Origin of the sequence: Salinivibrio kushneri (assembly GCF_005280275.1) — a bacterium.
In the GTDB taxonomy this organism is placed as follows: Bacteria; Pseudomonadota; Gammaproteobacteria; order Enterobacterales; family Vibrionaceae; genus Salinivibrio; species Salinivibrio kushneri.
In genome coordinates, this window is the sequence record NZ_CP040021.1 from 2,312,072 (window position 1) to 2,324,674 (window position 12,603).

The 12,603-nt window shown below is 51.2% G+C and carries 11 protein-coding genes and 2 tRNA genes; all 13 read right to left on the reverse strand.

Annotated elements, in window-relative coordinates:
* Positions 1-13: 13 nt before the first annotated feature.
* The gene (locus FCN78_RS10685; RefSeq protein ID WP_069362138.1) at positions 14-229 is read right to left on the reverse strand and encodes a Flp family type IVb pilin; all 216 of its coding nucleotides are present in this window, start codon (positions 227-229) and stop codon (positions 14-16) included.
* 427 nt (positions 230-656) lie between these two features.
* Positions 657-926, reverse strand: a complete 270-nt coding sequence (gene rpsO / locus FCN78_RS10690; protein WP_046075122.1) for a 30S ribosomal protein S15 — start codon at positions 924-926, stop codon at positions 657-659.
* Positions 927-1,080: 154 nt separating this feature from the next.
* Positions 1,081-2,037, reverse strand: coding sequence for a tRNA pseudouridine(55) synthase TruB (truB, locus tag FCN78_RS10695; protein WP_077458688.1), 957 nt, complete (start codon positions 2,035-2,037; stop codon positions 1,081-1,083).
* 3 nt (positions 2,038-2,040) lie between these two features.
* Positions 2,041-2,433: a 30S ribosome-binding factor RbfA gene (gene rbfA / locus FCN78_RS10700; protein ID WP_046075120.1), complete on the reverse strand. Its 393-nt coding sequence runs from the start codon at positions 2,431-2,433 to the stop codon at positions 2,041-2,043.
* 86 nt (positions 2,434-2,519) lie between these two features.
* Positions 2,520-5,237 carry a translation initiation factor IF-2 gene (gene infB / locus FCN78_RS10705; RefSeq protein WP_077458689.1) on the reverse strand — a complete coding sequence of 906 codons (2,718 nt, stop codon included), beginning with the start codon at positions 5,235-5,237 and terminating at the stop codon, positions 2,520-2,522.
* Between the two features lie 21 nt (positions 5,238-5,258).
* A complete protein-coding gene (nusA, locus tag FCN78_RS10710; protein WP_069362135.1) occupies positions 5,259-6,746 on the reverse strand; it encodes a transcription termination factor NusA in 1,488 nt (495 codons plus the stop codon).
* Positions 6,747-6,767: 21 nt separating this feature from the next.
* Positions 6,768-7,223: a ribosome maturation factor RimP gene (gene rimP / locus FCN78_RS10715; protein ID WP_069362134.1), complete on the reverse strand. Its 456-nt coding sequence runs from the start codon at positions 7,221-7,223 to the stop codon at positions 6,768-6,770.
* Between the two features lie 436 nt (positions 7,224-7,659).
* Positions 7,660-7,736 (reverse strand) — tRNA-Met (locus tag FCN78_RS10720).
* A 63-nt stretch (positions 7,737-7,799) separates the two neighbouring features.
* Positions 7,800-7,885, reverse strand: a tRNA-Leu gene (locus FCN78_RS10725).
* Positions 7,886-7,892: 7 nt separating this feature from the next.
* Positions 7,893-8,231: a preprotein translocase subunit SecG gene (gene secG / locus FCN78_RS10730; RefSeq protein WP_069362133.1), complete on the reverse strand. Its 339-nt coding sequence runs from the start codon at positions 8,229-8,231 to the stop codon at positions 7,893-7,895.
* Between the two features lie 177 nt (positions 8,232-8,408).
* Positions 8,409-9,746 carry a phosphoglucosamine mutase gene (gene glmM, locus FCN78_RS10735; RefSeq protein WP_077486710.1) on the reverse strand — a complete coding sequence of 446 codons (1,338 nt, stop codon included), beginning with the start codon at positions 9,744-9,746 and terminating at the stop codon, positions 8,409-8,411.
* Positions 9,746-10,597 carry a dihydropteroate synthase gene (gene folP, locus FCN78_RS10740; RefSeq protein ID WP_137317905.1) on the reverse strand — a complete coding sequence of 284 codons (852 nt, stop codon included), beginning with the start codon at positions 10,595-10,597 and terminating at the stop codon, positions 9,746-9,748. Before folP ends, glmM begins: the two co-directional genes overlap by 1 nt.
* 60 nt (positions 10,598-10,657) lie before the next feature.
* Positions 10,658-12,595: an ATP-dependent zinc metalloprotease FtsH gene (gene ftsH, locus FCN78_RS10745; protein WP_077659579.1), complete on the reverse strand. Its 1,938-nt coding sequence runs from the start codon at positions 12,593-12,595 to the stop codon at positions 10,658-10,660.
* Positions 12,596-12,603 lie beyond the last annotated feature (8 nt).

A 12,603-nucleotide genomic window follows, 5' to 3' on the forward strand; every position in this document is an offset into this window, starting at 1 on the left:
ACATCTATATCAATTACTCGTTCGCCGCCGCCGCCGTGATGTTTGACGTTATTGCGCTAATCGCTCCTTCGAGAGCCGATTGAAGGCCACCATCGCCTTGGAATACGGCTAAGACGATAGCAGAAATTGCCACACCTATGATCGCATATTCAATCGCTGTTACACCACGGTCATCCTTCGCAAACGATTCCAGCGCAAGACGAGTATTCACGAATAGTTTAGTTAACATAAGCATATTCCTTCTCCAAAGGTTGGGCCACTGGAACCCGTACCACAATTTATAAATAAAGTGTAGCACCTAAACGCAAAGCAACAACTAACCAGTTGACAAAAAGCCGACGTATAAGGTAGGCGAGCAAATACTACTTACCACTACAACAATCAAGCCGCTACACCTTATCCACTGTCAGGGTACTGCCCTCTGACTCGTCCTTGTGCGCGTCTCATTTTTAATGACGAAAAATCACGAGTTCATTTAGCAAGCGCAAGCGTCACAGCTACCAGTATGGGTTGAGACTGAAAAAGGCAGGGGTTTCAATCGCTCAGTAAGAAGGACACAAGCAATGAATGGAAGACTAGAATCGGAGGGATGTACAAATAGAGTAAGAATTAGCAGAAAAAGAAAAGGGAGCCTGAGCTCCCTTTTCTCCAGAATCTTAGCGACGGATGCCTAGACGCTTGATAACGTCCAAGTAACGGTCAACGTTGTTCTTTTTCAGGTAGTCCAGCAGCTTACGACGACGTGAAACCATGCGTAGCAGGCCACGACGGCTGTGGTGGTCACCTTTGTGCTCAGCGAAGTGCGATTGCAGATCGTTGATTGATGCGGTCAAAAGGGCGATTTGAACTTCTGGTGAACCCGTATCGTTCTCAGTTTTACCAAAATCAGCAACGATTTGTGCTTTTGCTTCTGCAGTCAGAGACATAATGCTCTCCTAATAAGAGTGTGTGATTATCATGCACCAGCCAATCTCTGATTCAGCCGGTGCCCGAAGGCGCGTATTCTACTGACTTTCGTCTAAGGTAGCAATCTATCCACGCCGCTTTTCCTGTAAAAACACGCGCCGAAGCGTCGGTTTTTTAGCGCGCTTCAGGCTGGCGACTGGCCACCAAACGGCGTGGGGCGACCAAACCATCGGCGTCGATTTCTCCCACACCGATGAAGTGGCGCTCATCACCCGCGGTGAGGCGAACAAAACCACTCGTGGGTGCATTAGGCACTTGAACCGCTTGCCCTTGCAATGCATAGCTAGCCATCACCGGCAGCAAGTTAATTTCGCGCAAATCTTGCACCGCGGTATCGAGGGGCAGCAACAAAGGATCGAGCAGCTGCTTGGGCTGGATCTCTTGCTCTCTGGCTTGATTGAGCAAGCTTTCCAGTTGCTCAAGCGTCACCATCTGGCGCGTTGGGTAGGCTGATACGCCAGTACGACGTAAGGCCGTCACATGCGCGCCACAGCCCAACATTTCACCCAGATCATCGACGATAGTGCGAATATAAGTGCCCTTAGAGCAATGCACTTCCATTTCAATCTCATCACCTTCAAAGCGCAGCAATTCAATCTGATACACCTTGATGGTACGCGCTTCACGTGGCACCTCGATGCCTTGACGCGCATATTCATACAAAGGCTTACCTTGGTATTTCAGCGCCGAGAACATAGAAGGAATTTGCTGGGTTTCACCACGAAACTTAGCAATACAACGCTCGAGTAAGCCTAGGTTAACTTTCACGTCTCGGGTTTCTACCACGTCGCCATCGGCGTCAGAGGTGTTCGTGCGCTCACCCAGCTTTGCAACCACGCGATAACGCTTATCAGAGTCGAGCAAAAACTGGGAGAATTTGGTGGCTTCGCCCAGGCAAATAGGCAGCATACCGGTTGCGAGCGGATCAAGCGCACCTGTATGGCCTGCTTTTTCGGCAAAAAAGATACGTTTTACTTTTTGTAAGGCATCATTAGAGGTCATGCCCGTGGGCTTATCGAGCAGGATAATCCCATCAACGGGGCGACCTCGACGACGTTGACGACGCGCCATCTGTTACTCCTCACCTTTGTCATCTTCACCACGGCGCTCATCATCGCTGCGCACCGCTTTGCTTACCAAGTTGGAAATACGAATTCCCTCAGTGAGTGACTCATCAAAAACAAAAGTCAGCTCAGGGGTCACACGCAAACGAATCGCCTTTCCGACTAAAGAGCGGATATAACCACTCGCTTCATTGAGGGCTTTGAGGCTTTCTGTCGGCGCTTGCTCGTCAACGGTTAAAAACGTGACGAAAACCTTCGCGTACGCCAGATCACGTGAAATCTGAACGTCAGAGACAGTGACCATGCCAATGCGCGGATCTTTGATTTCGCGCTGCAGTATCAGTGCAATTTCTTTTTGCAGCTGATGGGCGACGCGGTCTGTGCGGCTAAAATCTTTACCCATTTTCTTTTCTCTCAATAAAATGGGGGTAAGCGCATGCGCCTCCCCCCACGGTGTATCCAAACAACCTGGTTGATTTATACGCTTAATCAGTCGATTGAGCGCTGAATTTCAACCGTTTCATAGACTTCGATTTGGTCTCCCACGCGAACGTCATTGTAGTTCTTCACGCCGATACCACATTCGTAGCCTTTCTTCACTTCGTTGACATCATCTTTGAAACGACGCAGTGATTCTAGCTCACCCTCGTAGATAACCACGTTTTCACGTAGTACACGGATTGGGTTGTTACGCTTAATCACACCTTCAGAAACCTGACAACCAGCAATGGCGCCCAGTTTCGGTGATTTGAACACGTCACGGACTTCTGCCAGACCGATGATTTCTTGTTTGAACTCAGGCGCGAGCATACCGCTCATCGCTTGTTTCACTTCATCAATCATGGTGTAGATGACAGAGTAGTAGCGCAGATCCAAGCTTTCATTTTCAATGGTCTTACGTGCTGCGGCATCGGCACGCACGTTAAAGCCACAAATGATCGCATTGGAGGCGGCAGCCAAGACGGCGTCAGTTTCAGTGATACCACCGACACCTGAGCCGACAATCTTCACTTTCACTTCATCCGTTGACAGCTTGACCAGTGAATCGGCAATCGCTTCGACAGAACCTTGTACGTCCGCCTTGAGCACGATATTCAGCTCAGCCACTTCACCTTCAGCCATGTTCGAGAACATGTTCTCCAGTTTGGCTTTTTGCTGACGCGCCAGTTTCACGTCACGGAACTTGCCTTGACGATACAGCGCCACTTCACGGGCTTTCTTCTCGTCACGCACAACCGTGGCTTCGTCACCGGCTGCTGGCACACCAGACAGACCGAGGATTTCAACCGGAATCGACGGCCCCGCATGCTCTACGTCTTGGCCATTCTCATCACGCATCGCACGGACACGGCCATATTCCAAGCCACACAGAACGATATCACCTTTGTTCAAGGTACCTTCTTGAACCAGTACTGTCGCGACAGGACCACGGCCTTTATCAAGACGTGATTCAACTACCACACCGCGCGCCATGCCTTGCTCAACCGCTTTCAGTTCAAGCACTTCTGATTGCAGCAAGATAGACTCAAGCAAGCCATCAATGTTCTGGCCTTGTTTCGCCGACACATGCACGAAGATGTTTTCACCACCCCATTCTTCTGGGATAACGTCATACTGTGCGAGTTCGTTTTTCACGCTGTCAGGGTTAGCGCCTTCTTTATCCATCTTGTTGACGGCCACAATCAAAGGCACACCGGCCGCTTTCGCGTGTTGAATCGCTTCTTTGGTTTGTGGCATCACGCCATCATCAGCGGCAACCACCAAGACAACGATATCCGTTGCACCCGCACCACGTGCACGCATCGCGGTAAACGCGGCGTGTCCAGGGGTATCTAAGAAGGTGATCATGCCATTGTCGGTTTGTACGTGATACGCACCGATGTGCTGGGTAATACCGCCCGCTTCGCCCGTCGCAACGTGCGCTTTACGGATGTAGTCAAGCAGCGAGGTTTTACCGTGGTCAACGTGACCCATGATAGTTACCACCGGCGCACGTGGTGCGACGGGTGCATCGCTATCACGATCCGAGAGTACAGCCTCTTCCAGCTCGTTCTCTTTACGTAGGATAACCTTGTGGCCCATTTCTTCCGCCACTAGTTGCGCGGTTTCTTGGTCGATCACTTGGTTAATCGTCGCCATCGCACCCATTTTCATCATGGTTTTGATGACTTCGGCGCCTTTGACAGCCATCTTGTTGGCCAGCTCCGCTACGGTGATGGTTTCGCCGATTTCAACTTCACGGTTTACTTTCTGCGCTGGCTTTTTAAAGCCATGCTGCATCGATGATGGCTTAGCCATGCGGCCTTTGCCTTTCCCACCTTTGCCACGACGGCCACGAGTGGTTTTATCTTCGGCTGCATTGGCCTTTTTCTTTTTCTTACGACGTGGCGCCGCGCTTTCTTCGCGACGATCCGCCTCGTCTTCTGCCTCACGGGCGTACTCGGAAGTGACTGTATGGTGATCAGCCGCCTCCATGGTATTAAGTGCTTTGTCTTGATCTGACCAGCGTTCTTGGTTTGCTTCTGCCATTTTGCGTGCCTCTTCTAACTGCCGCTGACTTTCTTCTTCAGCTTTACGCTTGGCTTCCTCTTCCTGGCGACGCTTAAGTTCATCAGCTTCTTTCTTCGCTTGCGCATCAGCAGTTTGAGCTGCAGCAGTATCCGCTGCGTTTTCTGTAGACTGCTCAGTTTTCGGTTGCGCTTGCGGCTTGGCTTCACGCTTAGCTTTTTCTTCGGCTTCGCGTTTGGCTTTCTCTTCTGCTTCACGTTTGGCTTTTTCTTCCGCCTCACGCTTGGCTTTCTCTTCTGCTTCGCGTTTCGCTTGCTCTTCCGCTTCTAGACGCGCTTTTTCTTCGGCTTCGCGTTTCGCTTGCTCTTCCGCTTCTTGCGCTGTCTTTTGCTCTTCAAGCTCGCTACGCTTCACATAGGTACGCTTCTTACGCACCTCAACTTGGACATCTTTGTTCTTTCCGCCAGCCCCTGACACGCTCAGTGTGCTACGTTTCTTGCGCTGAAGCGTCAGACGCGTCGGAGCATTGCCGTTATCACCGTGCTCACGCTTTAAATGCGCGAGCAAAGCTTGTTTCTCATCCTGGCTTACCTGATCGTCAGCCGACTTTTGCATACCAGCTTCTTTAAACTGCTTCAGCAGACGATCGACTGGCGTATCAATTTCCTTCGCCAGCGTATGTACTGTAACCTCTGACATTCTGCTCCTCCTTTGCCGTCTTTACGCTTCGTCGCTGAACCAGCAGATATTACGTGCGGCCATAATTAGCTCGCCCGCACTGGTTTCGTCTAATCCGTCAATATCTAACAGATCGTCAGTGCCTTGATCAGCCAGATCTTCCAGCGTCTTCACGCCCTTCGCGGCCAGCTTGAAAGCCATTTCACGAGAAAGACCATCGAGAGCCAGTAAATCTTCGGCAGGTTCAACGTCTCCCAGCGACTCTTCTTGTGCCAGCGCGATGGTGGTCAACGCTTCTTTGGCACGTGCGCGCAAAATCTCGACGGTGTCTTCGTCTAGACCATCGATTTCGAGCATTTCGCTGGTTGGCACATAGGCCACTTCTTCAAGGGTGGTAAACCCTTCTTCTACCAAGGTTTCGGCAAAGTCTTCGTCAATATCGAGGTATTTCACAAACAACTCGACGGAGGCTTGCGCTTCTTCTTGGTGCTTTTTCTGTAGATCTTCAACTGTCATCACGTTCAGTTCCCAACCGGTTAGTTGAGACGCCAAACGAACGTTTTGACCATTACGACCAATGGCTTGCGCCAAGTTATCCGCCGCGACAGCGATATCCATGGAGTGCGTGTCTTCATCGACGATGATAGAGGCTACGTCGGCCGGCGCCATGGCATTGATCACAAATTGTGCAGGGTTGTCGTCCCAAAGCACGATGTCAATGCGCTCGCCACCTAGCTCGGTCGATACGGCTTGCACACGTGCACCACGCATACCGACACAGGCGCCAACAGGGTCAATACGCTTGTCGTTAGTTTTAACCGCAATTTTCGCCCGTGACGCTGGATCACGCGCCGCGCCCATCAGCTCAATCATTTCTTCGCCAATTTCTGGCACTTCAATGCGGAATAGCTCGCTGAGCATTTCCGGCTTTGAGCGGGTCATAAACAGCTGGAAACCGCGCGCCTCTGGACGGACGGCATACAGCAAGCCACGTACACGGTCGCCTGGACGGAAGTTTTCACGAGGCAGCTGATCGTCGCGCTGGATAGCCGCTTCCGCGTTGTTACCCAAATCAACGATGATCACATCGCGGTTCACCTTCTTAACCACACCGGTTACCAGCTCACCTTCGTTGTCCATGAACTGCTCAACCACTTGTGCACGCTCAGCTTCACGGACTTTTTGTACGATCACTTGTTTGGCGGTTTGGGTGGTAATACGGTCAAAGGCAACAGATTCAATCTGATCTTCAACGTAACCGCCCAACTCTAGGGTCTCGTCTTCGTATTGTGCCGCTTCTAACGTAATTTCACGCGTCGGCTGGGTGACTTCATCAACCACGAGCCAACGGCGGAATGTATCGAATTCACCGGACTTGCGATCAATGGCGATACGTACATCAATGTCGGCTTCGTACTTCTTTTTAGTTGCCGTTGCCAGTGCGGTTTCTAGTGCCTCAAAAATACGCTCACGGGGAACGGCTTTTTCGTTTGAGACCGCTTCGACAACAGCCAAGATTTCTTTATTCATCTACTAATGCCTCATTTACTCTTAAAATGAAGGAACCAGGTTTGCTTTGGCGATATTACTCAAGGCAAACGCCTCATCTTGGCCGTCAACGCGAACCGTGATGGTATCGCCATCGACAGAAAGAATTTCTCCTTTCCACTTACGGCGGTTTTGCATAGCCATTTTCAGCACGATGTTCACTTCATGCCCGATGAATTGCTGATAATGATCAGCGGTGAACAGTGGACGGTCAACCCCAGGTGATGACACCTCAAGGTTATAAGCCACTGTGATTGGGTCTTCTACATCCAACACGGCACTGACCTGACGGCTCACGTCGGCACAATCGTCGACGGTAATGCCATTTTCATGGTCAATAAAAATACGCAATGTTGAATGCTGGCCAGCTCGAACAAATTCAAGCCCAACCAACTCATAGTCCAACGCCTCAACCGGCGCGGCCAAAAGTTCAGTCAGTTGTTTCTCTAATCCTGTCATTCCAAACCCCAGAAATAAAAAAAGGGCTTAAAAGCCCAGTTACTATCCGAATGGTCTTCTTCAGATAACAAAAAACCCCGAAGATCGGGGTTTAATGTAACTGGACCCTGATGCCATGCTATCAACATAAGTCGCTAGCATAGCCGTTATCGCTGGTGTCGGAATCATCTCAGCAATAACGAGAGAGTAACTCTCTGCACAAAGGCTTATTGGTCCGCTTTGTGCTGCCCCCGAGGGCAAAAAGGCTAGCACATGGCTAGCCCGGTCAGCGTGGCTTTGACAAGAAACGCTGACGCGTTATTCAGTTTAGCCGTTATTTAAACAACAAACTTAAATTCGGTTGCGGGAAGCGGATTTTATCGCGCCGTGCAACGGCGCCGACCGGAGGTCGTGTTGATTGCGTTCAACCTGATATTTCACTTCACCAACCTAAAATTGGTTGCGGGAGACGGATTTGAACCGCCGACCTTCGGGTTATGAGCCCGACGAGCTACCAAACTGCTCCATCCCGCGTCCGATTGCGATTATTATATCGCTTTTTGCAACAAAGGTGCAAGCTAATGCCCTTTGTGAACTTGGTGCCGAGAGCGGGACTTGAACCCGCACGCCTATAAGGCACTACCCCCTCAAGATAGCGTGTCTACCAATTCCACCACCTCGGCTCAATTTTTACTGAGGGATCTCACTGTTATCAACAGGGATTTCGTCCTCTTTTGGCGTCGCTTGCTGTTGTGTAGCAGGCTCGCTTAAATCTTCAAAACCGCCTTTTGCTTCAGGTTTGTGTGCAGTGAGGTTACCCAGCACCAAACTTAGCGCAAAGAATGCAATTGCAAAACCGGTTGTCATTCGGGTTAAAAAGTTTCCAGAGCCGCCAGAGCCAAATACTGTATTTGATGCTCCAGCCCCGAACGAGGCTCCCATATCTGCGCCTTTACCTTGCTGAACCAGAACCAGGCCAATTACACCGATTGCGGCCAACAGATAAATCACAAGTAGAATTTCGTACATGGTTCCACCTATGCTCCAGGTTGTTGAGCCGGCAGTGTTACTTCTCAGCCAGCGCAGCCCCCTTCGTTGGGAGCGGGTGAATACTAGCGAAAGCGCGGTGACGAAACAAGAGGAAATTGCAAAAAACCTTGATTTCGACGCCGTTTGCGCAATCTATGACCACCCGCTCGACGGTTATCAACAATTCGCCTTCACAGCCTCTGCGATTTCAAGCGCATAAGCGTGAACCTTGTCGGTATCCGGTCCCTCAACCATCACTCGAATCAAAGGTTCTGTCCCGGATTTACGTAACAGTACACGCCCTTGCTCGCCCAGCTTTTGCTCGACATTGGCTTTCGCTGCCAGCACCGGCTCGCTTTGTAACGGGTCAACCGTGCCACTAAAACGGACGTTCTCTAATACCTGAGGCAACAAGGTCATCCCGTCACTCAACGCTTTTAGATCCATGCCCGTGGCTGCAACACTGGCCAGGACCTGCAATGCCGCAACAATGCCGTCTCCGGTGGTGACTTTATCCAAGACAATCACATGGCCTGAATTTTCCGCACCAATTCGCCAGCCCTTTTCTTGGAGTAGCTCCATCACATAACGGTCGCCCACTTTGGCGCGTGCAAACGGAATACCGAGAGACTGAAGTGCAAGCTCCATCCCCATGTTGGTCATCAAGGTACCAACCACTCCGCCTTTTAATTCACCACGACGAAGGCTCTCGCGGGCGATAATATATGCAATTTGGTCGCCGTCGACTTTATTGCCAAGGTGATCCACCATGATGACGCGGTCTCCATCCCCGTCAAAAGCAATGCCTAAATCGGCTTTTTGCTCGAGGACGTGTTTTTGTAACGCACGGACGTCCGTGGCTCCCACCTCATCGTTAATATTGGTGCCGTTAGGGGCACAGCCAATGGTGGTCACCTCCGCACCCAGCTCACGAAATACCGAAGGCGCAATGTGATAGGTGGCACCATGGGCGCAATCGAGCACAATTTTTAACCCACTCAGGCTCAACGCGCTGGGGAAGGTGCCTTTACAGAATTCGATGTAACGCCCGGCCGCGTCGTTAATGCGGCTGGCTTTACCTAACTCCGCCGACTCGACACAAGTCAATGTTTTTTCCAGCTCAGCTTCAATCGCTAACTCAACCTCATCAGCCAGTTTCGTGCCCTCGGAGGAGAAAAACTTAATCCCGTTATCGTAATGCGGGTTATGCGAGGCCGAAATCACAATCCCGGCTTCCGCGCGGAACGTTTGGGTTAAGTAAGCAATCGCAGGTGTCGGCATAGGGCCGGTAAAGGCCGCTTCCAACCCCGCCGCAGACAGCCCTGACTCGAGCGCTGACTCTAACATATAACCAGAAATACGCGTGTCTTTACCAATCAGTACCTTACGCGTGCCTTGTTGCGACAACACGCGACCTGCGGCCCAGCCAAGCTTTAGCATAAATTCCGGCGTAATGGGAAATTCGCCCACCTTGCCGCGCACACCATCGGTGCCAAAATACTTACGCTCTGTCATTATTTTTCTTCTCCTAATTCATTTTTTACGCACGCTGTCATGGCGACCACCTTGAGCGCATCAGCGGTTTCTTTCACATCATGGACGCGAATGATCTGTGCGCCTTTCGCCGCGGCTAAGGTGGCACAGGCAAGGCTACCGCCCAGAATATCCTGCGGCGTTTTATCTAACATCTTATAAATCATTGACTTACGAGACATGCCTGCTAATACAGGTAATCCAAAGTCATGAAAAGCATCGAGGTCAGCAAGAAGCTGATAGTTATGCGCCAACGTCTTACCAAAACCAAAGCCAGGATCCAGAATGATATTCTGTCGATGGATCCCCGCCTCAGTGCAGGCGTCGATACGTGCCGCTAAAAACGTTTTCACCTCACCAACGACATCTTGGTAGTCAGGGGCCGCTTGCATTGTTCGTGGCTGTCCTTGCATGTGCATGATGCACACAGGCACTTGCAGATCCGCTGCCGCTTCCAACGCCCCAGGCGCTTGTAATGCGCGCACATCATTAATGAGATTGGCACCCGCATTGACTGCAGCACGCATGACGGCTGCTTTACTGGTATCAATTGAAATCCAACAATCAGATTGCTCACGAATCGCTTCAATGACGGGAACAACCCGATTGATCTCGTCTTGCTCGTCGACATCGGCCGCACCTGGGCGCGTCGACTCGCCACCAATATCGAGAATGGTGGCGCCGTCTGCGAGCATCTGCATCGCACGTTCGACCGCTTTATCACAGTGCTGAAATTGGCCGCCATCGGAAAAGGAATCTGGCGTGACGTTTAAGACCCCCATGATGACGGGGCGGGTCAGAGAGAGTGTGAGGTTATTGTGTGTTATTTGCATGCGGTTTTCCGAGCACGATCAAAAAAACCCCGACGTATCGGGGTTTGTATTCATGGGTATTTACGCTTCAGACTGGTTTTCTGAATCAAGCGGTTTTTGCTTTTTGTCGTCAGACGCGCTCGCTTTCGAGGCATCCGGCTTGCTTGGAGTATCATCAGAGGATGAACCACCATCGCCACCTTCCCAGCCAGCAGGCTCTCGTACATCACGGCGAGCCATCAAGTCATCGATCTGCGCCGCATCAATGGTTTCGTACTTCATCAACGCATCTTTCATCGCGTGCATGATATCCAGGTTTTCTTCCAAGATTTGCTTGGCGCGATCGTAGTTGCGATCGATGATGCCACGGATCTCCGCGTCAATAAGTCGAGCCGTTTCATCGGAGATGTGCTTGGTCTGTGCCATAGAGCGGCCTAGGAAGACTTCACCTTCTTCTTCGGCATAAAGCAGTGGACCCAGCTTCTCTGAGAAGCCCCATTGCGTTACCATTTTGCGGGCAATATCGGTCGCGCGCTCGATGTCGTTCGATGCCCCTGTCGAGACTTTTTCTTTGCCGTAGATCAGCTCTTCTGCCAAACGGCCGCCGTACAGGCTCGAAATCATCGAGTCGAGATGCTGGCGCGACATGCTGATCCTGTCTTGCTCAGGCAAGTACATGGTCACACCCAATGCACGCCCACGCGGGATAATGGAGACCTTGTAAACCGGGTCATGTTCTGGCACCAAGCGACCAACAATGGCGTGACCCGCTTCGTGATACGCCGTTGACTCTTTGGTTTCTTCCGACATCACCATTGAACGGCGCTCTGCACCCATCATGATTTTGTCTTTCGCCAGTTCAAATTCGACCATCGATACGACACGTTTGTTACCACGCGCAGAGAACAATGCCGCTTCGTTAACCAGGTTAGCCAAGTCAGCACCTGAGAAGCCTGGCGTACCACGCGCAATCAGTGAGGCATCGACATCATTACCGAGTGGCACTTTGCGCATGTGTACTTTAAGAATATGCTCACGACCGCGCACATCTGGCAAGCTCACTACCACTTGGCGGTCAAAACGGCCAGGACGCAACAGCGCTGGGTCGAGGACATCTGGACGGTTGGTCGCCGCAATGACGATCACGCCTTCATTGCCCTCAAAACCATCCATTTCGACCAACATCTGGTTCAAGGTCTGCTCACGCTCGTCGTGACCACCACCAAGCCCAGCGCCACGTTGACGACCGACGGCGTCGATTTCATCGATAAAGATGATACACGGCGAGGCTTTTTTTGCCTGTTCGAACATGTCACGGACACGTGATGCGCCCACACCCACGAACATTTCCACAAAGTCAGAGCCAGAAATGGTAAAGAACGGCACTTTCGCTTCACCGGCAATCGCTTTGGCGAGCAAGGTTTTACCGGTACCTGGAGGGCCGACCATCAATACGCCGGTTGGGATTTTACCGCCTAGTTTTTGGAAACGGCTTGGATCGCGCAGGTAATCCACCAGCTCTTTCACGTCTTCTTTCGCTTCATCGCAGCCTGCGACGTCAGTGAAGGTGGTCTTAACCTGCTCTTCACTCATCATTTTGGCTTTCGATTTACCAAACGACATGGCACCTTTGCCGCCACCGCCTTGCATCTGGCGCATGAAGAAAATCCACACCCCGATAAGCAGTAGCATTGGGAACCAAGAAATGAAGATCGATGCCAACATGCTTGGCTCTTCAGGTGGCGTCCCTTTCACGCGAACGTTTTTATTAAGCAAATCATCCAACAACTTTGGATCATTCATCACAGGCATAAAGGTGACATAGCGTGAGCCGTCACGTCGGGTGACACTCAGCTCACGATCGTCAAATTTTACTTCCTGTATTTGATCGTTGCCGATTTCGCGTACGAAAGAGGTATAGTCGACTTGACGACCGGCGCTGTCTCCTGGTCCAAAGCTTTGGAACACAGACATTAAGACAACGGCGATAACCAGCCACAGAATCAAGTTTTTTGCCATGTCACTCA

Excerpts from the sequence above, each read along its gene's own strand:
- FCN78_RS10685 (WP_069362138.1), bottom strand. The coding sequence starts at position 229 with ATGTTAACTAAACTATTCGTGAATACTCGTCTTGCGCTGGAATCGTTT.
- rpsO (WP_046075122.1), bottom strand. The coding sequence starts at position 926 with ATGTCTCTGACTGCAGAAGCAAAAGCACAAATCGTTGCTGATTTTGGT.
- truB (WP_077458688.1), bottom strand. The coding sequence starts at position 2,037 with ATGGCGCGTCGTCAACGTCGTCGAGGTCGCCCCGTTGATGGGATTATC.
- rbfA (WP_046075120.1), bottom strand. The coding sequence starts at position 2,433 with ATGGGTAAAGATTTTAGCCGCACAGACCGCGTCGCCCATCAGCTGCAA.
- infB (WP_077458689.1), bottom strand. The coding sequence starts at position 5,237 with ATGTCAGAGGTTACAGTACATACGCTGGCGAAGGAAATTGATACGCCA.
- nusA (WP_069362135.1), bottom strand. The coding sequence starts at position 6,746 with ATGAATAAAGAAATCTTGGCTGTTGTCGAAGCGGTCTCAAACGAAAAA.
- rimP (WP_069362134.1), bottom strand. The coding sequence starts at position 7,223 with ATGACAGGATTAGAGAAACAACTGACTGAACTTTTGGCCGCGCCGGTT.
- secG (WP_069362133.1), bottom strand. The coding sequence starts at position 8,231 with ATGTACGAAATTCTACTTGTGATTTATCTGTTGGCCGCAATCGGTGTA.
- glmM (WP_077486710.1), bottom strand. The coding sequence starts at position 9,746 with ATGACAGAGCGTAAGTATTTTGGCACCGATGGTGTGCGCGGCAAGGTG.
- folP (WP_137317905.1), bottom strand. The coding sequence starts at position 10,597 with ATGCAAATAACACACAATAACCTCACACTCTCTCTGACCCGCCCCGTC.
- ftsH (WP_077659579.1), bottom strand. The coding sequence starts at position 12,595 with ATGGCAAAAAACTTGATTCTGTGGCTGGTTATCGCCGTTGTCTTAATG.